Source organism: Streptomyces sp. T028 (assembly GCF_048159505.1).
Lineage (GTDB): Bacteria > Actinomycetota > Actinomycetes > Streptomycetales > Streptomycetaceae > Streptomyces.
On sequence record NZ_JBLRVZ010000002.1, the window covers coordinates 69,379 to 93,765 of the forward strand.

The window sequence follows — 24,387 nt, forward strand, 5'->3', positions numbered from 1 at the left end:
GGCCCTCCTGCCGTCGGTCCTTCGTGCGGCCCGATCGTAGGGGCGTGGACATGACCGTCGGGAGACGTCGGTCCTAACACGCGGGTGACGGTGGATGGCAGGTGCCGGGCAGGAATGTGACGGGGCGTCGGAATACCCCGAGGAGGACGGGGAAGGCGTGCGGTACGAGCACGGACGGGACGAGGGCCGCGGCTCTCCTACGGGCTTCCCGCCTGTTTCGCGGCGTCGCCGCCCTCGTTCCGCGCAGGTGACGGGTGGGCGAATATGCCGCCATCCAGGTAAACCTACGTCAACAGTGCGTAAGGCCTCGGTGAACCCGATGTGCGTCACCCCGGGGGCCGCGAGTATCGTCCTCACCTGCACAGACTCGTACCGTTTTCCCTTGGCATCGGAGGGCCCGTTGTCCCGCTTCGCGCTCATCAAGGCAGTGCTCGGACCGGTCATGCGCCTGATGTTCCGCCCCCGAGTGGAGGGCGTGGAGCACATCCCCGGCGACGGCCCGGTCATTCTGGCCGGCAACCACCTGACCTTCATCGACTCGATGATCCTGCCGCTCGTGTGTGACCGTCAGGTGTTCTTCATCGGCAAGGACGAGTACGTCACCGGCAAGAGCCTCAAGGGTCGGCTGATGGCCTGGTTCTTCACCGGCGTCGGCATGATCCCGGTGGACCGGGACGGCGGCCGCGGGGGCGTGGCCGCGCTCATGACCGGGCGACGGGTCCTGGAGGAGGGGAAGGTCTTCGGGATCTACCCCGAGGGGACCCGCTCCCCCGACGGGCGGCTGTACCGGGGGCGCACCGGTATCGCGCGGCTGACTCTGATGACCGGGGCGCCCGTTGTCCCGTTCGCGATGATCGGCACGGACAAGTTGCAGCCGGGCGGGGCGGGGATGCCGCGGCCCGGGCGGGTCACTGTCCGGTTCGGTGAGGCGATGGAGTTCTCCCGTTATGACGGGATGGACCGGGATCGGTATGTGCTGCGGGCGGTGACCGATTCCGTGATGGCCGAGGTCATGCGGTTGTCCGGGCAGGAGTATGTGGACATGTATGCGACCAAGGCGAAAGCCGCGTAGCGCCTCCGGCGTCGGCCGCCGTGTGGGTGCGAGTGCGTTGTGGCTTGTCGCTCCCCCACTCTCGACTTCGCTCGAGCGGGGCCCCCATCGCGGCGGAGCCGCAAATCGAGAAAACCGGCCCGGACATACCGAGCACGGTCAGCCTGGGGGCGCGAGGAGGCCCCGGCGGGCTCGATCTCCGTCGGGAAGCGCCGCAGGCCCTCCTGAGCCGAGCCGGGCGGGGTCCGGCGCCCGCGCACGTCTTACTGTGCGGGGCCAAGCGCGCCCTCAGTGCCAGGGCAGCTGTCCGCGCCGCTCCCAGTAGGCCGTCGGCTCCTCCACCAGCGTCGCCAGGCGGGACAGCTGTTCCTCGTCCAGGTCCACGACCGCCGCGTGCAGGTTGGAGGCGAGCTGGGTGGCGGTCGCCGCGCCGGAGAGGACGACCCCGGCCCACGGCTGCCGCAGCACGAGCGCGAGGGCGACCGCGTCGCAGCCGAGGCCCGTCTCGGCCGCCACGGCCTTCAGGAGTTCGGGCGCGTACGGGTCGGCGAGGCGGCCGTTGGCCATGCCCTCCTTCACGATCACGGTGAGACCGGCGTCATGGGCCTCCGCGAGGGCGGGGGCGGCCGAGGTCTCCAGCACGTTGTACGTCGACTGGACCGTACGGAAGAGGGGTTCGCCGTCGACGGTGACGGCGAGGGCGGCGCGGATGGCGTCGGCCTGGGCGGGGCCGCTGGTGGAGAAGCCGACGGTGACACCCTGGGCGGCGGCCTCCGCGAGCTTCGCGTGGAGTTCCTTGTCGGTGAGGGCGGGGCTGTCCGGGGTCACCGAGTGGATCTGGTAGAGGTCGAGGCGGTCGCCGAGGAGTTCGGCGGTCTCGGCGCGCTGACGGTCGTACGCCTGGACGCTGTGGTCCTTGACCTCGTGTTTCTCCGCGTCGGTGGTCCAGTCGGCGGTGTAGGTGTAGCCCCACTTGCTGCCTACGACGACATCCGTCACGTCGGGGCGCGCCCTGAGCCAGTCGGCGAGGAACTCCTCGCTGCGGCCGTAGGAGCGGGCCGCGTCGAAGTAGCGGACGCCTTGCGCGTACGCGGCGTCGAGGAGGCCGTGGGTTCGGGTTCGGAGGGCTTCTACGGTGCGGTTCTCTCCGAGGTCTTCGTCTCGGCCGAGGTTGATGTAGCCGGGGCGGCCGACTGCGGCGAGGCCCAGTCCGATGTGGCAGGTGGGCGTGGTGGCGGTGGCGAGGCGGGCGAAGGGCATCGCAGGCTCCGTTGGGTCGGCTCCGGTTCGGCTCCTGCCCAACGTAACGTGCGATGCCCTTTCACCTCAGAGCTCGATGCGGTCGGTGCGTCGGCGGGTACGGGTGCGTTGCGGCTTGTCGCGCCCGTGCGCCGGAGCCGCACATCGATACAGCCCCACCGCCCCTGGGGTGCTGCCCTCAGGCCTTCTTGGCGGTCGCCCACTCGTGCTGGGCCGCCACGTTCGACTTCACCTCGGCCAGCTGGATCGCCACCGCGCTCGGGGCCGTCCCGCCTCGGCCGTTGCGGGAGGCCAGGGCGCCCGGCACGTTCAGCACGGACCGCACCTCGGGGGTCAGGTGGGCGGAGATCTTCGCGAACTGGTCGTCCGTCAGTTCGTCCAGTTCCTTGTTCTCGGCCTCGGCGGCCTTGACGCACTCGCCGGCGACCTCGTGGGCGACCCGGAAGGGGACGCCCTGCTTGACGAGCCACTCGGCGATGTCGGTGGCGAGGGAGAAGCCGGCCGGGGCCAGTTCCTCCATGCGCTCGCGGTGGACGGTGAGGGTGGCCATCATGCCGGTGAAGGCGGGGAGCAGGACCTCGAGCTGGTCGCAGGAGTCGAAGACCGGCTCCTTGTCCTCCTGGAGGTCGCGGTTGTAGGCGAGCGGGAGCGCCTTGAGGGTCGCCATGAGGCCCGTCAGGTTGCCGATCAGGCGGCCGCTCTTGCCGCGCGCCAGCTCCGCGATGTCCGGGTTCTTCTTCTGCGGCATGATCGACGAGCCGGTGGAGAACGCGTCGTGCAGGGTCACGAAGGAGAACTCCTTCGTGTTCCAGATGATGATCTCCTCCGCGATACGGGAGAGGTTCACCCCGATCATCGCCGTGATGAAGGCGAACTCCGCCACGAAGTCACGGGAGGCCGTGCCGTCGATGGAGTTGCCGACGCTGCCGTGCTCGAAGCCGAGGTCGGCCGCGACCGCCTCCGGGTCCAGGCCGAGGGAGGAGCCGGCGAGGGCGCCGGAGCCGTACGGCGAGACCGCCGTGCGCTCGTCCCACTGGCGCAGGCGCTCGGCGTCCCGGGAGAGGGACTGGGCGTGGGCCAGGACATGGTGGGCGAAGAGGACCGGCTGGGCGTGCTGGAGGTGGGTGCGGCCCGGCATCGCGACGTCCGGGTGGGCCTCGGCGAGGCCGATGAGTGCGTCCTGGAGGTCGGCGATCAGGCCGCCGATGATGCGGGCGTGGTCGCGCAGGTACATCCGGAAGAGGGTGGCGACCTGGTCGTTGCGGGAGCGCCCGGCGCGCAGCTTGCCGCCGAGGTCGGGGCCGAGGCGCTCAAGGAGGCCGCGCTCCAGGGCCGTGTGGACGTCCTCGTCGGCGATCGTGCCCACGAAGGTGCCGGCGGCGACGTCGGCCTCCAGCAGGTCGAGGCCCGCGATCATGCGGGTCAGCTCGTCCTCGGTGAGCAGGCCCGCCTTGTGCAGCACGCGCGCGTGGGCACGCGAACCGGCGATGTCGTAGGGCGCGAGCCGCCAGTCGAAGTGGACGGACGCGGACAGCTTGGCCAGGGCCTCGGCGGGACCGTCGGCGAAACGGCCGCCCCAGAGCCGGACGTCACCGCTGTTGCTGCTCACTGCGTTGCTCCTCACCGCTGCACTCAAGGACATGCATGAGTATGCAGAGCTCTGCATGATTCGTCAATTCGGGGATCTTTGGCAAGAGATTTGAAGACGCCTTGAACAACAACAACCGCTTACCCGTACTTCACACCGAACGCCGGCGCCGCGTTTGTAAACCCACTCCTGACCCAAGTGAGGCATCCGCATGTCCAGGGCTCTTCCGAAGTACAACAAGCGTCGTGTGGCGATCATCGGCGGCGCCGCCGCTCTGGCCCTGACCGGTGCGGTGGTCGTGAACCAGGCCCTCGCCGGCGAGTCGTCCAAGGACAGCACCGCGAACGCCAACACGCTCGCCGCCGCCGGCCCCGGCACCATCACCTGCCCGGACGTCGCCTCGCAGCTCCCGGAGATCCCCGCCTCCGCCCAGGCCGAGATCGACCGCAACCTCGCGCTGCTCCAGACGCAGATCGACGAGGCCAACCAGCGCCTGGTCGACACCGTCGGCCAGGGCGGTCCGAACTTCGTGCAGAACGCGATCCTCGGCCCGCTGGAGGACAAGCGGATCGCCACCGTCAACCGCATCGCCACCGCCATCGGCCGCACCGCCGAGAAGCCCCAGGGTCTCGAGGCGCTCGCGCCCTGCACCCTCAACGCGGACGGAGCGGCGGCCGGTGACGAGGCCGCCGCCGGTGACGACGCGGCCGGCGCGGGCGACGCGGTGGAGGCCACGCCCAGCGCGACCGAGACCGCCGCCGAGGGTGCCGGAGGCGCCGCGGAGGACACCGGTGACGCCGCCGAGGACAACGGCGCCGACGCGAGCGGTGTCGGCACCATCACCTGCCCGGACGTCGCCTCGCAGCTCCCGGAGATCCCCGCCCGCGCCCAGGCCGAGGTCGACCGCAACCTCGCCCTGCTCCAGACGCAGATCGACGAGGCCAACACCCGTCTGCAGAACACGGTCGGCCAGGGTGGCCCCAACTTCGTGCAGAACGCGATCCTCGGCCCGCTGGAGGACAAGCGCGTCTCCACGATCGACCGCATCGCCATCTCCATCGGCCGCGCCGGCACCAAGCCGCAGGGCCTGGAGGCCCTGGCCGCCTGCACGTTGAACCAGTGACGTGACAGGCGCGGTGGCCGCCCCGAGGAAGCGCCGGCCGGGGCGGCCACTGCGGCGTGTACACGCGAAACGCCTTTCCCGAGCAGACACTTTCCCGAATAATCGTTAGACATGGGAAAGACCTATGAGCGCATCGACGGCAGGCTCCGTACGTTCATCGAGGAGCAGCCCCTCTTCTTCACCGCGACCGCTCCGCTGTCCGGCGACGGCACGGTCAACCTCTCCCCAAAGGGTCTCAAGGGCTCGTTCGCGGTGCTGGACGAACTCACCGTGGCCTACCTCGACTTCGCCGGCTCCAACGCGGAGACCATCGCCCATCTGCGGGAGAACGGGCGGATCACGCTGATGTGGTGCGCGTTCCAGGGGCCGCCGAACATCGTGCGGGTGCACGGGCGGGGCGAGCCGGTCTTCCGGGACGACCCCCGCTTCAAACAACTCCTGGGCCGTTTCCCCGGTATCGACCCGACGCCGCACGGACTGCGGGCGATCATCGTCGTCCACGCCGAGCTGGTCCGGGACACCTGCGGATACGCGGTCCCCTTCATGTCGTACGACGCGGACCGGGATCTGCACGGGAAGCGGTTCGCCCGGGAGGACGACGCCTCGCTGGACGCGTACTTCGGCAAGAAGGAGCACATCGCGAGCAGTATCGACGGCCTCCCCGGGCTGCCGCTGCCCCTGCCGCCCACACCCTGAGCAGGCGCCGAACCCTCCAACCTCTGTCCGGTTTACGCGCTTTGACTGATTGTACAGAAATAATCAATCATCAGATGATGTGACGGAATTTCCCCTTCCGGGCGTCTTGTCGCCTAGCGTGGCCCCCATCTACACGCGCGACCTCGGGAACACATGGGGGAAACATGTTCCGACCCGCACGCGAACCACAGAGCAAACGTCACGTCAGGTCCTCGTACTACGTCGTCGGTGAGGGCGTCCTCGCCGACTCCCGGGACGAGCAGCCCGCCGAGCCGCTGGCCGCCTCGACCGTCGAGGCCCTGCGCAAGTTCCAGTTCTCCCGGCTGGGACCCCAGGCCAAGCCGGAACGGCAGCTGGACCGGCCCGCCCGCACCGAACTCGCCCAGGCGATGACCGACACCACCCGGACCCAGCCCGACTCGGCCAATCCGAAGGTGCCCGCCGGTTTCACCTACCTGGGCCAGTTCGTGGACCACGACCTCACCCTGGACGCCACGGCGGCGCAGCTCGAGGACGACATCACCGTCCGGCAGCTCCTCCAGGGCCGCTCGCCCGCCCTCGACCTCGACTCGCTGTACGGCCTCGGTCCGGACCACCGCTTCGACGGGCGGTTCTACGACGCCGACGGGATCCACCTGAAGTCGGGCATCACCCAGGGCATCCCGGGCGCCCCCGACATCACCGGGCAGCCGCTCGCCGGCTTCGACCTGCCCCGGGTGGGCGTCGGCTCGCTGAAGTCCGAGCGACGGCGGCCGCTCATCCCCGACCCGCGCAACGACGAGAACCTCGCGGTCGCCCAGATCCACTGCGCGTTCATCCGGTTCCACAACCGGCTGGCCACCGAGCTCGCCGACAAGGGCGTCTCCAGCGCGGTGCTGTTCGAGTCGGCGCGCGAGGCCGTCGTCAAGCACTACCAGTGGATGCTGCGCACCGACTTCCTGCCCAGGATCGTCGACGAGACGATCGTCAAGGAGGTCTTCGCCAAGGGCCGCAAGGTGGTCGATCCCGCGCCGGGCGAGCACGACTTCCCGACCATGCCGATCGAGTTCTCGGTGGCCGCGTACCGCCTCGGCCACAGCATGGTGCGCGGCGCCTACAACTGGAACCGCGTCTTCGACAACGGCCGGGGCACCCTGGCGCTGCTGTTCCAGTTCACCGGCACCAGCGGCATCCTCTCCCCGCCTCCGGACAGCCCGGACGACCCCGAGGCCGGCGCCTTCGAGCGGCTGCCCAGCAACTGGATCGCCGATCTGCGCAGGCTGTTCGACTTCCGCGAGGCCGGCCGCGACGACCTCGGGGTGACGGACGCGCAGTTCAACGTCGCCAAGCGCATCGACACGCTGCTGGTGAACCCCCTGGCCAAGCTGCCGCTCGGCTCCTTCGGAGGACGCGGGACCACCCCTGACGACATCGAGCGCAATCTCGCGTTCCGCAACCTCACGCGCAGCACGATGCTGCGGCTCGCCTCGGGGCAGCAGCTGGCCAAGCACCTCATGGCCAAGGGGGTGGGGGTCAAGCCGCTGAGCGCGTCCGACTTCGAGAACCGGGACGGGGCGCAGCTGAGCGAGGCGCTGCGGAAGCGGCTGGCCGCCGACTGTCCGCTGTGGTTCTACGTCCTGCGGGAGGCCGAGGTGAACGGGGGTGGACGGCTGACCGGGGTCGGGGGGCGGATCGTGGCCGAGACGTTCCATCGGGCGATGGAGGGGAGTCGGTACTCGATCGTGCGGGATCCGTTCTGGCGGCCGTTCCTGAGTCCGGTGGACGCGAGGCGCGATGCGGATGTCTTCCAGATGACCGACCTGCTGTTGTACGCGTTCGAGGGGAAGGCGGAGCTGCTCAATCCGTTGGGGTGAGTCGGTTCGTCGTCGGGTGCGGGTGGTCTGGGGCCGATCGCGCAGTTCCCCGCGCCCCTAAGTCGGACCACTCATCCCGATCTCAACAGTGAACGTGGTTGAGCCCGGGGTGCTGGTCAAGGTCACCGTTCCTCCGTGGGCCTCTGCCACCGCCGCCACGATGGACAGGCCCAGGCCCGTGCCGGTCTTCGTGCGGCGGTGGTCGGCTCTGGTGAAGCGGTCGAAGATCCTCGGCTGGAGGGCCTCGGGGATGCCGGGGCCGTCGTCGTGGACGCGGAGGCGGGCCGTGTCGGCGTCCGTCTCCAGGGTGACCGTGACCTGGGTGCCCTCGGGGGTGTGCAGGCGGGCGTTGGCCAGGAGGTTGGCGAGGACCTGGTGGAGGCGGTGTTCGTCGCCGGTGACGGTGACCGGTTCCTCGGGCAGGTCGAGGGTCCAGCGGTGGCCGGGGCCCGCCGCCCTCGCGTCGGTCACCGCGTCGAGGACCAGCCGGGTGAGGTCCACGGGGCGGCGTTCCAGGGGGCGGCCGGCGTCCAGGCGGGCCAGCAGGAGCAGGTCGTCGACCATCTCGCCCATGCGGGAGGACTCCGCCGCGATGCGTTCCAGGGCCCGGGTCACCTCCGGGGGGACCGGGCCGGGGTGGAGCAGGGCCAGTTCGGCGTGGCCGCGGACCGAGGCGACCGGGGTGCGCAGTTCGTGGCTGGCGTCGGCGGCGAAGCTGCGCAGCCGTTCCTCGCTGGCGTGGCGTTTCGTGAGGGCGTCCTCGACATGGCCCAGCATGCGGTTGAAGGCCCCGGCCATCTGGCCGACCTCGCTGCGGGGGTCCGGCTCGGGGGCCCGTGGGGGCAGGGCCACCTCGCCGCTGGCGAGCGGGAGTTCGCTCACCCTGGTGGCTGTCGCCGCCACCCGGCTCAGGGGGCGCAGCGACCAGCGCACCCAGAGCGCCCCGGCCACGCCGGCGAGCGCCAGGGTCACGCCGAAGACGATCCCGGCGACCAGTTCGAGGCGGTGGACCGTCGACTCCACCGGCTCCAGCGGGAGACCGGTGATCAGTACGTCCCCGTCGAGGCCCTCCGTCGCACGGACCCGGTACTCGTCGAGGGCGGAGAGGTGGAGGGTGTGGGCGCGGCCGTCGACCGGGACGGCGGCCAGGGCGTGCTGGTCGGCGGTCGTCAGGTCGACCGTCAGGTCCGTCGTCTCGGCGCCGGAGGAGGGGACCACCGCCGCGTGGGTGACGGTCCCGTTCAGCAGGCGCGCGCCCAGGGTGCCCGACGACTGGCGGCGGGTGTCGCCGTCCTCGTCGTGCTCGTCGCCGCCGGGCAGCCGGCCGCCGTGTTCCAGGCTGGCCGGGAAGCGGACGCCGACCTCGCTGAGCTGTTCGTCGAGGCGGCTGGTGAGGAAGCCGTTCAGGCCCACGACCGCGGCCACGCCGACCGCCGCGCAGCCGAGCGCCAGCAGGACCACGAGGCCCGCGGTGAGGCGGGCGCGCAGCGTGCGGGGCAGCAGGGTGCGGGGCCGCAGGGTGCGGGGCCGCAGGCGCCTCATGACACCGCCGGTTTCAGCACGTACCCGGCCCCGCGCACGGTGTGGATCATCGGTTCGCGGCCCGCGTCGACCTTCTTGCGCAGGTAGGAGATGTACAGCTCGACGACATGGGCGCGGCCTCCGAAGTCGTAGGACCACACCCGGTCGAGGATCTGGGTCTTGCTGAGCACCCGCCTTGGGTTGCGCATCAGGAAGCGGAGGAGTTCGAACTCGGTCGGGGAGAGTTCGATCAGCTCACCCGCGCGGGTCACCTCGCGGGCCTCCTCGTCCATGACCAGGTCGCCGACGATCAGCCGAGGCCCCTCCTCCTGCTGGCGGGCCATGCCCGCGCGGCGCAGCAGTCCACGCAGGCGGGCGACGACCTCCTCCAGGCTGAAGGGCTTGGTGACGTAGTCGTCGCCGCCGGCCGTGATGCCGGCGATCCGGTCCTCCACGGCGTCCCGCGCGGTGAGGAACAGGACGCAGACGTCCGGTTTCACCGTGTGCAGGGAGCGCAGGACGGCGAAGCCGTCGGTGTCGGGGAGCATCACGTCCAGCACGACCGCGTCCGGCATCAGCTCCCGGGCCGCCGCCAGGGCCGAGGCGCCGTCGCCCGCCGTGCGGACCTGCCAGCCCTCGTAGCGCAGGGCGCCGGAGAGCACCTCGGCGAGGTCGGGGTCGTCGTCGACGACGAGGACGCGCAGCGGGGTGCCGTCGGGGCGGGTGAGGGCGGGGCGGCCGGAGCGGGTGGTGTTCATGGCTGCTTCCAGGATCGCTCCCGGCCGGGCGGAACGGGCTCTGTGGATGCTCTGAGTTTTCTCTGAGTCCGCGTACGGGGCGGCGGCTCAGAGCGGTCTCAGAAGTTCGCCGCGCACAGTGGGCTCCCCGACCGGCGAAAGGACGTCCTCATGACCACCGTGTACGAGCGGAGGGCGGTACCCCCGGTCCCCCCGGCACCCCCGGTGGCGCCGACCGCCCGGCGCTCCCCCGCGGGCCCGCTGCTCGCCGTGCTGTGGGCGGGGGCCGCGGCCGTGCTCGCCCTGTGGTGGTCCGGCACCGGCTCGGTCGTCGGGGCGGCGGGCTGGCTGACCGGGGCCGGGCGGATCGCCGGACTGCTGTGCGGGTACGCCTGTGCGGTGCTCGTCGGGCTGATGGCGCGGGTGCCGCTGCTGGAGCGGCGGATCGGCTCCGACCGGGTCGCCCGCTGGCACGCGATGGCCGGCCGCTACACGATCTGTCTGCTGGTGGCGCACGTCGTGCTGATCCTGGCCGGGTACGCGGCCCAGGACCGCCGGTCGCTCGTCGACGAGACGCTGACGGTGGTCCTCGACTACCCCGAGATGCTGAAGGCGACCGCCGGCACGGTGATCCTCCTCGCGGTCGGGGTGACCTCGGTGCGGGCCGTGCGCCGGCGCACGAGCTACGAGTTCTGGTACTACGTCCACCTCCTCACCTACGCCGCGGTCTTCCTCGCCTTCGGCCACCAGCTGGCCCTCGGCAACGATCTCAACGGCAGGCCGGTGGCCACGGCCGCCTGGTACGCGCTCTACCTCGGTGTGGCGGGGTTGGTGCTGTGGTTCCGGGTGCTGGCTCCCGTACGGCTGAACCTGCGGCACCGGCTGCGGGTGGAGTCCGTGCAACGGGAGGCTCCCGGGGTGTACTCCGTCGTCGTACGGGGTCGGCGGCTCGACGAACTCGGGGCGCTGGCCGGGCAGTTCTTCCGCTGGCGGTTCCTCGGGGCGGGACTGGGGTGGACGTCGACGCCGTACTCGCTGTCGGCGCCGCCGAAGCCGGAGCTGATGCGGATCACGGTCAAGGCGCTCGGCGGGCACAGCGCGGGTGTCGCGCTGCTGCGGCCCGGCACGCGCGTGTGGGCCGAAGGGCCGTACGGCGCGATGACCGCCGAGCGGCGCACGGCACCGAAGTCGCTGCTGATCGGGGCGGGTGTGGGCATCACCCCGCTGCGGGCGCTGTTCGAGACGCTGCCCGGAGAGGTGACCGTGCTGTACCGGGCACGGTCGGCCGAGGATCTCGCGCTGGGCGCGGAGTTGGAGGCGATCGGGCGCTGGCGCGGGGCGAAGGTGCTGTACGCGCTCAACGGGCCGGACGGGCGGCGTCCGGATCTGGGCGCCGAGTCCCTGCGCGCGGCGGTGCCCGATCTGGCCGGGCACGACGTCTACCTCTGCGGTCCGCACGGCTTCGCCCGAGACGTGTACGAGGCCCTGCGCGCCGCCGGGGTGCCGGACCGGCGGATCCACCACGAGTCGTTCGAGCTGTGAGAGTTGTGAGGTCGTAGCAGTGCATCCGCTGAAGAAGAACCGCCCCCTGCGCCGGATCATGCTGGCGAGCGCCGCCACCGTCTCCGGGGTGGTGATGCTGCTGGCGCTCAAGCCGCACACGGCACCCCAGTTGGCGGTGGCGTCCCCGGCGCCCTCCTCCAGCAGCCCGGCCTCGACGGGCAAGGGCAGCACGACAGTCACCGGAGACTCGGTGCAGACCCGCTGGGGCCCGGTCCAGGTCCGTATCACCGTCCAGGACGGAAAGATCACGGACGTGACGGCGGTGACCTACCCTCAGAACAATCCGCGCGACCAGCAAATCAATTCGTACGCCATCCCCCAGCTGCGCAGCGAGGCGCTCGAGGCGCAGAGCGCGGACATCGACACCGTCTCGGGAGCGACGTACACGAGCGACGGTTACCGCCAGTCACTCCAGTCCGCACTGGACTCGGCGGGGCTCTGAACACAAAGCGGTCGAGGCACGTATCTGTGGGCGCCAGGGTCAAGTCCCCACGGAGGAACCGTGACCACCACGATCGCAGGCGGACGTGCCGCCCGCCGCCAGACGATGCGCCGCATCCGCCCGCGCCGATCCCCCGCCGTCCCGTTGCTGCTAGCCGTATGGGCGGGCGCGGCGGGCGTGCTGTGGCTGTGGTGGGCCAACACGCCGAACATCGCGGACAACAACAGCAAGATACTCAACGCGGGGCGGATCACCGGTCTGCTCGCCGGCTATCTGATGGCGCTCGTCGTGCTGCAGATGGCGCGGGTGCCGGCCCTCGAACGCCGGGTGGGCTCGGACCGGGTGGCGCGCTGGCACGCGATGAGCGGCCGGTACACGCTGTGTCTGACCTTCGCGCACGTGTTCCTCATCATGTGGGGGTACGCGCTGCAGGCGGGCAAATCGCTCGGCGACATCGTCCAGCAGACGATCGACTCCATCAACCAGCTGCCCGACATGGGCAAGGCGGCGATCGGCACCGGTCTGCTGCTGGTCATCGGCCTGGTGTCGATCGGCCCGGTCCGCCGGAAGATGCCGTACGACACCTGGTACCACATCCATCTGATGACGTACGCGGCGGTGTTCCTGACCTTCTGGCACCAGATCACCACCGGCAACGAGTTCGCGATCGAGCCCGCCGCCAAGACCGTCTGGTACGGGCTGTACGGCACGGTCACCGCGCTGGTGATCTGGTACCGGATCCTCACTCCGATCCGGCTGAACCTGCGTCACCGCATGTACGTCGAGGCGGTCATCGAGGAGACGCCGGGCATCGTGTCCGTCCTGATCGGCGGCCGCAAGCTGCACCGGATCGGCGCGGAGGCCGGGCAGTTCTTCCGGTGGCGGTTCCTCGCGCCGGGGATGCGGTTCAGCTCCCACCCGTACTCGCTCTCGGCGAACCCCCGCCCCGAGCTGCTGCGGATCACGGTCAAGGCGATCGGCGACCACACCGCGGCGCTGCGCGAACTGCGGCCCGGCACCAAGGTGTGGGCCGAGGGCCCGTACGGCGCGATGACCGCCTCCCGGCGCAGCCGCGGCAAGGTGCTGCTGGTCGCCGGCGGTGTGGGCATCACCCCGATGCGGACGCTGTTCGAGACGCTGCCGGGCGCGCCCGGTGACATCACGCTCCTCTACCGGGCCAACAGCACGCAGGACCTGGCGCTCTGGGACGAGCTGGCGAAGATCGCCGACGAGCGCGGGGCGCGGCTGATGTACGCGGTCAACAGCCCCGACGGAGAGCGCCCCGACATCTCGGCGGAGTCCCTCCAGCGCAAGATCCCCGACATCGACGACCACGACGTGTTCATGTGCGGGCCGAACGGCTTCGCCCAGGGCGTGTACGAGGCACTGCGCGGCGCCGGGGTCCCGGCCCGCCGTATCCATCACGAGTCGTTCGAGATGTGAGCGGCACGACTCCCGGCCCGTGACGTGGCCTTCTACATGAATCAGGAGCTCAGAAGCAGATGAGGAAGAGCCACCCTCTTCGGCGGGTCGTGCTGGCCAGTGCCGCCACCGTGTCCGGGATCGTGCTGCTGCTGTCGCTGAAGCCGGCGACGGACCCGACGTCCACCCAGGCGGCGGGGACCGGCGGGACGGCGGCGCAGGAAGCCGCCCAGGGCGGGGCCGGGGCGCCCGTGACGGGCACGATGACCGGTGACGCCGTCAAGACGCAGTACGGCGACGTCCAGGTGCGGATCACCGTCGTCAACAACAAGATCACCAAGGCGGAGGCCGTCAAGGCGCCGTCGGGCGGCACCAGCACCCAGAAGTCCGAGCTGGCGATCCCCAAGCTGAACGCGGACGTCGTCGCCAAGCAGAGCGTGCAGATCGACACCGTCTCGGGCGCGACCTACACCAGCGAGGGCTACAAGAAGTCCCTCCAGTCGGCGATCGACAAGGCGAACGCGAGCGCGGGCTCCTCCCAGGGCTCCGGCTCGGGCGCCGTGCAGGCCTCCGGCACCTTCACCGGTGACGCCGTCACGACGCAGTACGGCGACGTCCAGGTGCAGATCACGCTCGCCGACGGCAAGATCACCAAGGCGAACGCCGTCAAGGCGCCGTCCGGCGGGACCAGCACGCAGAAGACGGAACTCTCCGTCCCGAAGCTGAACCAGGCGGCGGTGCAGGCCGGCAGCGCGGACATCGACACCGTCTCCGGGGCGACCTACACCAGCGAGGGCTACAAGAAGTCGCTCCAGTCGGCGCTGGACAAGGCGAAGGCGAGCGCGGGTTCGTCGTCGGACTCGGGGTCCGGGTCGGGATCGGGGTCCGGCTCCGGTTCGGAATCCGGCTCGGGTTCGGGTGCGGCTCAGGCCTCGGGCACCTTCACCGGCACGGTGGCGCAGACGCAGTACGGTCCGGTGCAGGTCCGGATCACGGTCGCGGGCGGCAAGATCACCAAGGCGGAGGCCGTCCAGGCTCCATCCGGCGGCACCAGCACCCAGAAGACCGAGCTCTCCGTCCCCAAGCTCAACCAGGCGGCGGTCGCGAAGTCCAGCGCCGACATCGACACCGTCTCCGGGGCCACCTACACCAGCGAGGGCTACAAGCAGTCCCTGCAGTCGGCGCTGGACCAGGCCGGTGACTGACACGGTGGCCGAGTCGGCAGCAGCTCCCGCCGCGGTACGTCATGCGGAGGAGGTCATGGGGACCGTCTTCTCCTTCGACGTCCGCGGCGGGGAACCGGTGGCGGTGCGCGCGGCGCTCGACGAGGCGGTGGCCTCGCTGCACCGGGTGAACGAGGTGTTCAGCACGTACCGCGAGGACAGCCAGGTCTCCCGGATGGCGCGCGGTGAGCTGACCGTCGGGGAGTGCGGTCCCGAGGTGGCCGAGGTGCTGGAACTGGGCGCCGAGGCGGAGCGGGTGAGCGACGGCTGGTTCAGCATGCGCTACGAGGGCCGGCTCGACCCGACCGGGATCGTCAAGGGCTGGGCCACCGAGCGGGCGGCGCGGCTGATCTCCCGGGTGGCGGGGGTGAGCGGGGTCAGCGTCAACGGCGGTGGGGACGTGCAGTTGCTGGGCGTGCCCGGGCCGGAGCGGCCGTGGCGGGTGGGGGTGTCCGACCCGCTGCGGCCGGGTGGGCTGGCGGCGGTCGTGTCGGCGGCGGGGGCGGACGAACTGGCGGTCGCGACGTCCGGGACGGTGGAGCGGGGGGCGCATATCGTCGATCCGCGTACGGGGCGGTCCGCGGTGACCGATCTGGTCGCCGTGACGGTGGTCGCGCCTCGGCTGACGTGGGCGGACTGCTGGGCCACGGCCGCGTTTGCGATGGGCTCGCGAGAGGCGTTGGCGTGGCTGGAGTCGCTGCCCGATGTGGAGGCACTGCTGATCACGGCGGGCGACGAGGTGCGGTGTACTGGGGGACTGGCCGCGCGTCTGGGCTGAGCGGGGGTGGGTCACGCAACCCGGCGCTGACGGGGTGCCGCCGCGCCCACCCGTGCCGCCCCAGGCGGCACGCATGCCCGCAGCTTACGAGCGGTGGCCGGGGGGCACGCATGCCCGCGGCTTACGAGCGGTGGCCGCGCAGCGCGCGTGGCTGCGACTCCCTAGGGGCGCGGGGAACTGCGCGATCAGCCCCCACTCGCCCGCAGTCGGCCCATCCCCGCAGCCACCCCCCTCAGTGGCCGTTCTGAGCCAGCCGCAGCAAGTGGTCGGCCAAGGCCTGACCCCCCGTCGGCTCCCGGCTGATCAGCAGCAGCGTGTCGTCGCCGGCGATCGTCCCCAGGATGTCGTGCAGTTCCGCCTGGTCGATCGCCGAGGCGAGGAACTGGGCCGCGCCCGGCGGGGTACGCAGGACCACGAGGTTCGCGGAGGCCTCCGCGGAGATCAGCAGCTCCTGGGACAGCCGCCGCATCCGCTCCTCCTTCGCCGACTCCCCCAGCGGTGCCCGAGGGGTCCGGAAACCCCCTTCGCTCGGCACCGCGTAGATCAGGTCGCCGTCGGTGTTGCGGATCTTCACCGCGTTCAGCTCGTCCAGGTCCCGCGACAGCGTCGCCTGCGTCACGCTCAGTCCGTCGTCGGCGAGCAGCTTCGCCAACTGGCTCTGCGAACGCACGGGTTGCCGGTTGAGGATGTCCACGATCCGGCGGTGGCGGGCGGTGCGGGTCTGCGGCACGGCGGGCCCGTTGCCCCCCGGCTGCTCGTGGTCCTGCGCCTGGCTCATCGTCGTCTCATTCTCCGGATCCGTCCCCGCTGGCTGTGTCGAGGATGCCGGGCAGCGCCCCGAGGAACGCCTCCACCGCGTCGTCGCCGAGGTTCAGCGGCGGCATCAGCCGGACGACGTCGGGGGCGGGCGCGTTCACGAGGAATCCGGCCTCCTGAGCCGCCTGCTGCACCTGGGGCGCGAGCGGCTCGGACAGCACGATACCCAGGAGTAGACCCGCTCCCCGGACATAATCGATCAACGGGTGGCCCAGACCCTCGATTCCGCCCCGCAATGTCTCGCTCTGCCGCTTGACGTTCTCCAGCAACCCCTCGTTCTCGATGGTGTCGAGAACGGCGAGGCCGGCCGCGCAGGCGACGGGGTTGCCGCCGAAGGTCGTCCCGTGGTGGCCGGGCTGGAGGAGGTCCGCGGCCCGCCCGAAGGCGACGGTCGCGCCGAGCGGCAGCCCGCCGCCGAGGCCCTTGGCGAGGGTCACGACGTCCGGCAGGACGCCCTCGTGGGCCTGGTACTCGAACCACTGCCCGGTCCGCCCGATGCCGGTCTGCACCTCGTCGAGGACGAGGAGCGAGCCGGTGGCGGCGGTGATCGCCCGCGCCGCCTTCAGATAGCCGGCCGGGGGCACGACCACGCCGTTCTCACCCTGGATCGGCTCGATGATGACGAGGGCCGTGTCCTCGGTGACCGCGGCGGCCAGCGCCTGGGCGTCGCCGTACGGGACGTGGGTGACGTCGCCGGGCAGCGGCAGGAACGGCGCCTGCTTGCCGGGCTGTCCGGTGAGCGCGAGGGCGCCCATGGTGCGGCCGTGGAAGCCGCCCGTCGTGGCCACCATGTGCCCGCGCCCGGTGAGCCGGCCGATCTTGAAGGCGCCCTCGTTGGCCTCGGCACCGGAGTTGCAGAAGAACACCTTGCCGTCCCGGCCGAAGTGGTGCAGGAGCCGTTCGGCGAGGGCGACGGGCGGTTCGGCGATGAACAGGTTCGACACATGGCCGAGGGACGCGATCTGCTTACTGACCGCCTCGACGACCGCCGGGTGGGCGTGGCCGAGCGCGTTGACCGCGATACCGCCGACGAAGTCGACGTACTCCTTGCCGTCGGCGTCCCACAGCCGGGCGCCCTCGCCGCGCACGAGGGGAAGCCTCGGGGTGCCGTAGTTGTTCATGAGCGCGCCCTGCCACCGCTCGGTCAGCTCGGCGTTCCCGGTCATGCGTCCCCCTCGTGCGTCGCGTCGGGCACGACCATCGTGCCGATGCCTTCGTCGGTGAAGATCTCCAGCAGGATCGAGTGCTGGACCCGCCCGTCGATGACGCGGGCGGTGCGCACGCCGTTGCGTACGGCGTGCAGGCAGCCCTCCATCTTCGGGACCATGCCGGAGCTGAGGTCCGGCAGCAGCTTCTCCAGCTGGGAAGCGGTGAGGCGGCTGATCACCTCGTCGGACTCGGGCCAGTTCTCGTAGAGGCCCTCGACGTCCGTGAGGACCACGAGGGTTTCGGCGTCCAGTGCCGCAGCGAGTGCCGCAGCAGCCGTATCAGCATTGACGTTGTAAACTTGGCCCCCTTTGTCGAAGGCGTCCTGGGAGCGGGCGATGGAGGAGACGACCGGGATGCGGCCGTCGGCGAGCAGGGCCTCGATCGCGCCCGTGTCGATCGCGGTGATCTCGCCCACCCGCCCGATGTCGACGAGCTCGCCGTCGATCTCGGGCCGGTGCTTGGTGGCGGTGATGGTGTGCGCGTCCTCGCCGGTGAGACCGACGGCGAGTGGGCCGTGCTGGTTGAGCAGGCCGACCAGCTCGCGCTGGACCTGTCCGGCGAGCACCATCCGTACGACGTCCATGGCGTCCTCGGTGGTGACGCGCAGGCCCGCCTTGAACTCGCTGACGATGCCGTGCTTGTCGAGGGCGGCGCTGATCTGCGGGCCGCCGCCGTGCACGACGACGACATTGAGGCCGGCGTGGCGCAGGAAGACGACGTCCTGGGCGAACGCGGCCTTCAGCTCCTCGTTCACCATGGCGTTGCCGCCGAACTTGATGACGACGGTCTTGCCGTTGTGCCGGGTCAGCCAGGGCAGGGCCTCGATGAGGATCTGGGCCTTGGGGAGCGCGGTGTGCTTCCGCGTCGGGTTGCTCATGACGAGTACGCGCTGTTCTCGTGGACGTAGTCCGCGGTCAGGTCGTTGGTCCAGATGGTGGCGGTCTCGGAGCCCGCGGCGAGGTCGGCGACGATGTGGACCTCGCGGTAGCGCATGTCGACCTTGTCGCGGTCCTCTCCGACGCCGCCGTTCTTGCAGACCCAGACGCCGTTGATGGCGACGTTGAGCCGGTCCGCCTCGAACGCGGCCTTCGTGGTGCCGATCGCGGAGAGGACGCGGCCCCAGTTGGGGTCCTCGCCGTGGATGGCGCACTTGAGGAGGTTGTTGCGGGCGATGGAGCGGCCCACCTCGACGGCGTCGTCCTCGGAGGCCGCGTTGACCACCTCGACCTTGATGTCCTTGCTGGCGCCCTCGGCGTCGCGGATGAGCTGCTGGCCGAGGTCGTCGCAGACGGTGCGTACGGCGGCGGCGAACTCCTCGTACTCCGGGGTGACTTCGGAGGCGCCGGAGGCGAGCAGCAGCACGGTGTCGTTGGTGGACATGCAGCCGTCGGAGTCGACGCGGTCGAAGGTGACCCTGGTGGCGGCGCGCAGTGCCCTGTCCAGGGTCTCGGCGTCGACGTCGGCGTCGGTGGTGAGGACGACCAGCATGGTGGCGAGGCCGGGGGCGAGCATGCCCGCGCCCTTGGCCATGCCGCCGACGGTCCAGCCGTCGCCCTGGGCCACGGAGGTCTTGTGGACGGTGTCGGTGGTCTTGATGGCGATGGCGGCCTTCTCACCGCCGTGTTCGGACAGCTGGGTCGCGGCCGTCTCGACGCCCGGGAGCAGCTTGTCCATGGGGAGCAGGACGCCGATGAGACCGGTGGAGCAGACGGCGACCTCGCCCGCGCCGACGCCCAGCACGTCCGCGACCTTCTCGGCGGTGGCGTGCGTGTCCTGGAAGCCCTTCGGTCCCGTACAGGCGTTGGCACCGCCGGAGTTGAGGACCACGGCGGAGAGCTGACCGCTCTTGAGCACCTGCTCGGACCACAGGACCGGCGCGGCCTTCACACGGTTGGAGGTGAAGACGCCCGCGGCGGCGCGGCGCGGCCCGGTGTTGACCACGAGGGCCAGGTCGGGGTTGCCGTTCTCCTTGATCCCGGCGGCGATCCCCGCCGCCGTGAATCCCTTGGCTGCCGTGACACTCACGGTGCGACTCCGATCGTCGAGAGCCCGGTGTTCTCGTGGAACCCGAGGGCGATGTTCATGCTCTGGACGGCGCCACCGGCCGTGCCCTTGGTGAGGTTGTCGATGGCGCTGATCGCGATGATGCGGCCCGCCGCCTCGTCGTACGCGACCTGGATCTGAACGGCGTTGGAACCGTAGACGGACGCCGTGGCGGGCCACTGGCCCTCGGGCAGCAGGTGCACGAAGGGCTCGTCGGCGAGGGCCTTCTCGTAGGCGGCGCGGACGGACTCGCCGGTGACGCCGGGCTTCGCCTTCGCGCTGCACGTGGCGAGGATGCCGCGGGGCATCGGCGCGAGGGTCGGTGTGAAGGAGACGGAGACCCGCTCCCCCGCCGCCGCGCTCAGGTTCTGGACGATCTCGGGGGTGTGCCGATGGCCGCCGCCGACGCCGTACGGCGACATGGAGCCCATGACCTCGGAACCCAGCAGATGCGGCTTGGGCGCCTTGCCCGCACCGGAGGTGCCGGACGCGGCGACGATCACGGCCTCGTTCTCGGCGATCCCGGCGGCGTAGGCCGGGAACAGCGCGAGCGAGACGGCCGTGGGGTAGCAGCCGGGGACCGCGATGCGCTTGGACCCCTCCAGCGCAGTGCGGCCGCCCGGCAGTTCGGGGAGGCCGTACGGCCAGGTCCCGGCGTGCGGGGAACCGTAGAACTTCTCCCAGTCGGCCGCGTCCTTCAGCCGGAAGTCGGCGCCCATGTCGACGACGAGGACGTCCGGGCCGAGCTGTTCGGCGACGGCGGCGGACTGACCGTGCGGGAGGGCGAGGAACACGACGTCGTGTCCGGCGAGGACCTCGGCGGTGGTCTCCTGGAGGACCCGGTCGGCCAGCGGGAGCAGCTGCGGCTGGAGTCCGCCCAGCTTCTGCCCCGCGTTGGAATTGCCGGTCAGGGCGCCGATCTCGACCTCGGGGTGCGCGAGGAGCAGGCGCAGCACTTCGCCGCCCGCGTACCCGCTCGCTCCGGCCACTGCCGCACGTACCGCCATGGACTCCTCCTCTTCGATGGCATGACTATACGTATCGCTGCACTTTTATGCAATCCATGCATGATCTGCGTGAGGCTCGTCCTGTGACTGAGATTTTTAGTTGGCACATGGAGAACGCAATTACCCGCCGTCTGCTCGACACCGGAGTCCTCGCTCCACCCGCCACACCGGCAGGCAGCCCGTCGCCGGGCGAGGCTGTCTGCCGTCCGGCCCGGCCCGTCGTGCAGCTGCTCTTCGTTCGCTATCTGGCCTCCCGCCCCGTCGAAGAGATCCAGTGCGTCGCCCAGACCCGACGCCGCACCCGCTGCACCGCCGAGATCCTCGGCCCCGGTGCGCTGCACGGGGTGTGGACCCTGGTACCCGTGACCGTGCACCACGGCCAGCTCGCCCTGCCGTCGGATGTCATGGCCGTCTACACCCTGTCCGCGCTGCCGTACGAGGAACAACTGCGATGGCGCACCCAACGGTGCCGGGACCATGCCACAGCGTCCACCGCCGGTGACCTCGCCGTCGCGGACTGGGAACCCTTCGACCCGCTCCGCCACCACGAGCACATCCACACCCGCCTGCCCACGCGCGGGCGCCGCCCCGGCGGCCACACATCCCGGCGGGTCTGACTGTGGCGCATCAGTACGCCGTCGAGATCGTCCTGACGCGGCCCGCCACCGTTCGGGAGCTTGATCAGGCCCGCCACCGCATGGCATTCGCCGCGAACGCCGACCGCACCCGGCTGATGACGGTGCAGCACGGCAAGAACGCAGGCCGCGCCCTGCACCGCCTGCGGCGCCGTCTGGACACGGTCCTGCCGATCGACGTGCTGACCACGCACTATCCCGACCGCCGTGGCCACGTCCTGCTCAATGTCGTCCTCAGCCACCATGCCGACGCGCAGATCCGCCGGAGGCGGCCGCTCTTGGCCAACGCGCCGGTGACGTCTTGGCCGAACGGATCACGGCCAGCCTCGCGCATGAGCAACGCCAGCGGCACCACCGCCTCGAATCACAGATGCAACGCTTACTCACCCACCACACCCCGCAAGAAATTCTGGCCTGCGCCGCAGGACGCCTTCTGCAGGTACGTCTGCCGAGCTGAACCCGCCGTCGTCTCCCCGGCGGACGCAGCCATCCGCTGCGCCCCGTCCCGGCCGTTCCCCTCCCACGGAGCCCACGTTGCACACCCCCACCCACGAACAGGTCCACGCGGCGGACACATTCCGCGTCGGCCGACACCTCGCACTCCAGGCAGGAGCTGGAACGGGGAAGACCAGCACCCTGGACGCCGCAGCCCGCTTCCCCTCCACGGTGCAATGCCGCACCGCCCACGCCACCGCCTTCGCCGCACTCGGCCACCGCTACGCCGACCGGCTCAACAGCCCCCGCCAGCCGGCCTGGAAGACCGGACAGTCCCTCGGCATCCTCCGCCCCGTACGGATCGCAGACCACGAGATCAGCCCAAGAACCCTGTCCCACAACGTGCTGCGCACCGTCATTCGCTTCTGCCACTCCGCCGACAGCACACTGGCCAGCCACCACGTGCCGCGCCTGCGCGGCCTCGACGCCCCCGCCGCCCACCGGCAGTTCGCCGAACTCGTACTCCCCTTCGCCGCCAAAGCCTGGGCAGACCTTCAGCGCCCCGACCACGGCATCGTCCGCTTCGAACACGACCACTACCTCAAGATGTGGGCGCTGACCAGCCCGAAGATCGAGGCCGACTTCCTCTTCCTCGACGAGGCTCAGGACACCAACCCGGTGCTGGAGCAGGTGTTCACCGCACAGCGCGACCACGCCCAACTCGTCATGGTCGGCGACTCCGCACAAGCCATCTACGGCTGGCGAGGCGCAACCGACGTGATGACCGGCTTCGACGCCGAACAGCTGACCCTCACCCGCTCGTTCCGCTTCGGACCACAGATCGCCGACGAGGCCAACCGGTGGCTCGCGCTCGCCGACGCCCCCATCCGCCTGACAGGAACCACCAGCATTCCCGCAGAGGTCAACAGCATCACCCCCCGACGCCGTGCTGTGCCGCACCAACATCGGCGCCATGACAGAGGTCATGCGTCTGCTCGACGAAGGGCACCGCGTCGCCCTCACCCGGGGAGGCCAGCAGCTGACCCAACTCGCCTCTGCTGCACGTGACTTGAAGGAAGGACGCCGCACCCATCACCCCGAACTCGTGCTGTTCGCGTCCTGGGGCGACCTGCAGGACTACGCCACCTACGATCCGGCCGGCACGGACCGGAAGCCTGCGGCACGGGACCTAACCCCCGCGTAACCGCTCAGTTCTCGTCGAGGAAGCGTTGTGCGATCGGCAGCAGTTGGTCCCGGAGGGAGTCGTCGTCGAGGTCGGCGACCAGCGGGTGCACGGCCGCACCACTGATCACGGCGATAAGTGTCGCGGTTCGGGCGGCCGTGTCCGGGCCGGCCTCGCTCCCCATCAGCAGCCGGTTCATCCGGCTCATGACGCGACGGTACGACGAGGTGAGGGGCGCGAAGCGCACGATCTCTGGATCCATGAGGACCGCCCTCATGGTGCGACGGCGCTGAACGGCCAGGCAGACCATGTTGTTGAGCAGCCGCTCGCGGGCCCGCGACCAGGACTCCTCTTCCTCCGCGTCGTCGAGGGTCGCCTCCATGCGGGCGAGTTCGGCCTCGGCGACCGCCAGGACGATGTCGTCCCGGGTCTTGTACTGGTGGTACACCGCCGCCTTCGTGACGCCGAGTTCGTCGGCGATCATCCCCAGCGATGTGCCTCCGACCCCGTGCTTGGCGAACAGTTCCAGCGCGGCCGAGATGATCCGGGCCCGGGCGGCGGACACCGTGGGGCGGGCGGCTCGCGGGGGATGCGGGTCTTCGGCCTTGTTCACGGCAGAAGCATACAGACGGGTTGACCCTGGAATAGCCGCGTGACTAACTTGCAACTGGTCGATCGACTATCTAATGCCTAGTCGATCGACTACAAGCTCGCGAGGCTCCCGATGACCGAGGTGAGTGATGAGCGACAAGAGATACCGCGTGGCGCAATGGGGCACCGGCCACAGCGGGATGGCCGCGCTCCGCGCCCTGATCGACCACCCGCAGTACGACCTCGTCGGCGTGCATGTCCACTCCGACGGCAAGGCCGGGCGCGACGCCGGTGAACTGAGCGGCAAGGAGACCACCGGGGTCCTGGCCACGCAGGACATCGAGGACATCGTCGCCGCCAAGCCGGACTGCGTCGTCTATATGCCCGTGACCTACGACCTCGACGAGCTGTGCCGGCTCCTCGAAGCGGGCGTCAACGTCTCCACCCTCCTGGAGCACTTCCACGATCCGGAGGCCCTCGATCCAGAGGTGCGGCGGCGCATCGAGGAGTCCTGCCGCCGCGGCGGCGCCTCCCTGTTCAGCGCCGGGACGAGCCCCGGGTTCGTCACCGAGGCCCTCCCGGTCGTCCTCACCTCGCTCCAGCGCAGGCTCGACCGGCTCACCATCCACGAGTACGCCGACATCTCGGAGCGCAACTCGCCGGAGATGCTGTCCATGCTGTTCGGCGGCGACCCCGCGGCCGCCCACGTCACCGGCGTCGCCGCCTCGACGAAGGAGCACTACGGCTCCTCGCTGCGTCGGCTCGCGCGGACGCTCTCCATCCCCCTCGACGACATCACCGCGACCGCCGAAGTGGCCGTCTCCACAAGGCCGTTGACCACCGCCGCGGGCACCTTCGAAGCCGGAACCGTGGCGGCCTGGCGCATCGAGATCCAGGGCGTCCGCGCCGGTGAGCCGGTGCTGCGGATGATCCCCACCTGGTACATCGCCACCGACCTCGATCCCGCCTGGGAGTTCCCCTTCGAGGGCCAGGGCTGGCGCGTCGTGGTCGACGGTGACGTACCGCTCGACACCACCATCCGCTTCACCTGGCCGACGGAGAAGGAGCGCTCGCTCGTCGGCTACGGCAACGCCAGCCGCCCCGTGAACGCCGTGCCGTACGTCTGCGCGGCGCCGCCCGGCATCGTGACGTCCTTCGAACTCCCGCAGATCATCGCCCACTTGGGCTGACACCTCGACAACACCGGCGAC

At 70.6% G+C, this 24,387-nt stretch carries 21 protein-coding genes and 1 pseudogene; 12 read left to right on the forward strand and 10 right to left on the reverse strand.

The annotated features are described in order from the left end of the window. The first annotated feature begins 400 nt into the window (after window positions 1–400). Window positions 401–1,072: a lysophospholipid acyltransferase family protein gene (locus ACLZN2_RS01830; RefSeq protein ID WP_133913638.1), complete on the forward strand. Its 672-nt coding sequence runs from the start codon at window positions 401–403 to the stop codon at window positions 1,070–1,072. A gap of 267 nt (window positions 1,073–1,339) precedes the next feature. Here the strand turns inward: ACLZN2_RS01830 and ACLZN2_RS01835 are convergent, their stop codons facing one another. Next, window positions 1,340–2,311, reverse strand: coding sequence for an aldo/keto reductase (locus ACLZN2_RS01835; protein WP_416976528.1), 972 nt, complete (start codon window positions 2,309–2,311; stop codon window positions 1,340–1,342). A gap of 178 nt (window positions 2,312–2,489) precedes the next feature. After that, on the reverse strand, window positions 2,490–3,920 hold the full coding sequence (gene argH, locus ACLZN2_RS01840; RefSeq protein ID WP_416976529.1) for an argininosuccinate lyase: 1,431 nt from the start codon (window positions 3,918–3,920) through the stop codon (window positions 2,490–2,492). A 190-nt stretch (window positions 3,921–4,110) separates the two neighbouring features. Between argH and ACLZN2_RS01845 the strand changes: the two genes are divergently transcribed. The 3 genes from ACLZN2_RS01845 to ACLZN2_RS01855 all read left to right on the forward strand — a co-directional run bounded on the left by ACLZN2_RS01845 (window position 4,111) and on the right by ACLZN2_RS01855 (window position 7,571). Continuing rightward, entirely contained in the window at window positions 4,111–5,022 is a 912-nt protein-coding gene (locus ACLZN2_RS01845) for a hypothetical protein (protein WP_416976530.1), read from the forward strand. Between the two features lie 111 nt (window positions 5,023–5,133). Continuing rightward, window positions 5,134–5,718, forward strand: coding sequence for a pyridoxamine 5'-phosphate oxidase family protein (locus ACLZN2_RS01850; protein ID WP_416976531.1), 585 nt, complete (start codon window positions 5,134–5,136; stop codon window positions 5,716–5,718). A 164-nt stretch (window positions 5,719–5,882) separates the two neighbouring features. Then, window positions 5,883–7,571: a peroxidase family protein gene (locus tag ACLZN2_RS01855; RefSeq protein ID WP_416976532.1), complete on the forward strand. Its 1,689-nt coding sequence runs from the start codon at window positions 5,883–5,885 to the stop codon at window positions 7,569–7,571. 57 nt (window positions 7,572–7,628) lie between these two features. On the opposite strand, the gene ACLZN2_RS01860 is transcribed toward ACLZN2_RS01855, so the two are convergent. Then, window positions 7,629–9,113, reverse strand: coding sequence for a sensor histidine kinase (locus ACLZN2_RS01860; RefSeq protein WP_416976533.1), 1,485 nt, complete (start codon window positions 9,111–9,113; stop codon window positions 7,629–7,631). Beyond that, window positions 9,110–9,850 carry a response regulator transcription factor gene (locus tag ACLZN2_RS01865; protein WP_416976534.1) on the reverse strand — a complete coding sequence of 247 codons (741 nt, stop codon included), beginning with the start codon at window positions 9,848–9,850 and terminating at the stop codon, window positions 9,110–9,112. Before ACLZN2_RS01865 ends, ACLZN2_RS01860 begins: the two co-directional genes overlap by 4 nt. Before the next feature lie 150 nt (window positions 9,851–10,000). On the opposite strand from ACLZN2_RS01865, the gene ACLZN2_RS01870 reads away from it, so the two are divergent. From ACLZN2_RS01870 to ACLZN2_RS01890, 5 genes are read left to right on the forward strand one after another with little or no spacing between them, the layout of a single operon-like run. Further along, window positions 10,001–11,371, forward strand: coding sequence for a ferric reductase-like transmembrane domain-containing protein (locus ACLZN2_RS01870; protein WP_416976535.1), 1,371 nt, complete (start codon window positions 10,001–10,003; stop codon window positions 11,369–11,371). Between the two features lie 19 nt (window positions 11,372–11,390). Beyond that, window positions 11,391–11,834, forward strand: a complete 444-nt coding sequence (locus tag ACLZN2_RS01875) for an FMN-binding protein (protein WP_416976536.1) — start codon at window positions 11,391–11,393, stop codon at window positions 11,832–11,834. 60 nt (window positions 11,835–11,894) lie between these two features. Further along, window positions 11,895–13,277 (forward strand): ferric reductase-like transmembrane domain-containing protein, encoded by a 1,383-nt coding sequence (locus tag ACLZN2_RS01880; protein ID WP_416976537.1) that lies wholly within the window; start codon window positions 11,895–11,897, stop codon window positions 13,275–13,277. Between the two features lie 59 nt (window positions 13,278–13,336). After that, the gene (locus tag ACLZN2_RS01885) at window positions 13,337–14,461 is read left to right on the forward strand and encodes an FMN-binding protein (protein ID WP_416976538.1); all 1,125 of its coding nucleotides are present in this window, start codon (window positions 13,337–13,339) and stop codon (window positions 14,459–14,461) included. Continuing rightward, window positions 14,454–15,257 carry an FAD:protein FMN transferase gene (locus ACLZN2_RS01890; protein ID WP_416976539.1) on the forward strand — a complete coding sequence of 268 codons (804 nt, stop codon included), beginning with the start codon at window positions 14,454–14,456 and terminating at the stop codon, window positions 15,255–15,257. Before ACLZN2_RS01885 ends, ACLZN2_RS01890 begins: the two co-directional genes overlap by 8 nt. A gap of 232 nt (window positions 15,258–15,489) precedes the next feature. Here ACLZN2_RS01890 and ACLZN2_RS01895 read toward each other — a convergent pair whose 3' ends face one another. The 5 genes from ACLZN2_RS01895 to argC are packed head-to-tail and all read right to left on the reverse strand — an operon-like array spanning window position 15,490 to window position 20,332. Further along, entirely contained in the window at window positions 15,490–16,035 is a 546-nt protein-coding gene (locus tag ACLZN2_RS01895; RefSeq protein ID WP_416976540.1) for an arginine repressor, read from the reverse strand. 7 nt (window positions 16,036–16,042) lie between these two features. Then, window positions 16,043–17,239 (reverse strand): acetylornithine transaminase, encoded by a 1,197-nt coding sequence (locus ACLZN2_RS01900; RefSeq protein WP_416976541.1) that lies wholly within the window; start codon window positions 17,237–17,239, stop codon window positions 16,043–16,045. Then, window positions 17,236–18,159, reverse strand: coding sequence for an acetylglutamate kinase (gene argB / locus ACLZN2_RS01905; protein WP_416976542.1), 924 nt, complete (start codon window positions 18,157–18,159; stop codon window positions 17,236–17,238). Before argB ends, ACLZN2_RS01900 begins: the two co-directional genes overlap by 4 nt. After that, window positions 18,156–19,307, reverse strand: a complete 1,152-nt coding sequence (gene argJ / locus ACLZN2_RS01910) for a bifunctional glutamate N-acetyltransferase/amino-acid acetyltransferase ArgJ (RefSeq protein ID WP_416976543.1) — start codon at window positions 19,305–19,307, stop codon at window positions 18,156–18,158. The genes argB and argJ overlap by 4 nt, the downstream gene beginning before the upstream one ends. Further along, window positions 19,304–20,332 (reverse strand): N-acetyl-gamma-glutamyl-phosphate reductase, encoded by a 1,029-nt coding sequence (gene argC, locus ACLZN2_RS01915; protein ID WP_416976544.1) that lies wholly within the window; start codon window positions 20,330–20,332, stop codon window positions 19,304–19,306. Before argC ends, argJ begins: the two co-directional genes overlap by 4 nt. A 107-nt stretch (window positions 20,333–20,439) precedes the next feature. Here argC and ACLZN2_RS01920 point away from each other — a divergent pair, with 107 nt between their 5' ends. Together ACLZN2_RS01920 and ACLZN2_RS01925 are read left to right on the forward strand one after the other, a co-directional pair. Continuing rightward, on the forward strand, window positions 20,440–20,949 hold the full coding sequence (locus tag ACLZN2_RS01920) for a hypothetical protein (protein WP_416976545.1): 510 nt from the start codon (window positions 20,440–20,442) through the stop codon (window positions 20,947–20,949). A gap of 552 nt (window positions 20,950–21,501) precedes the next feature. Further along, window positions 21,502–22,579: pseudogene (locus tag ACLZN2_RS01925) on the forward strand (UvrD-helicase domain-containing protein); the annotation flags it as partial. Window positions 22,580–22,610: 31 nt separating this feature from the next. On the opposite strand, the gene ACLZN2_RS01930 reads toward ACLZN2_RS01925, so the two are convergent. Continuing rightward, a complete protein-coding gene (locus ACLZN2_RS01930; protein ID WP_416976546.1) occupies window positions 22,611–23,198 on the reverse strand; it encodes a TetR/AcrR family transcriptional regulator in 588 nt (195 codons plus the stop codon). A 127-nt stretch (window positions 23,199–23,325) separates the two neighbouring features. On the opposite strand from ACLZN2_RS01930, the gene ACLZN2_RS01935 reads away from it, so the two are divergent. Then, a complete protein-coding gene (locus ACLZN2_RS01935) occupies window positions 23,326–24,366 on the forward strand; it encodes a dihydrodipicolinate reductase (RefSeq protein WP_416976547.1) in 1,041 nt (346 codons plus the stop codon). Window positions 24,367–24,387: the final 21 nt, after the last annotated feature.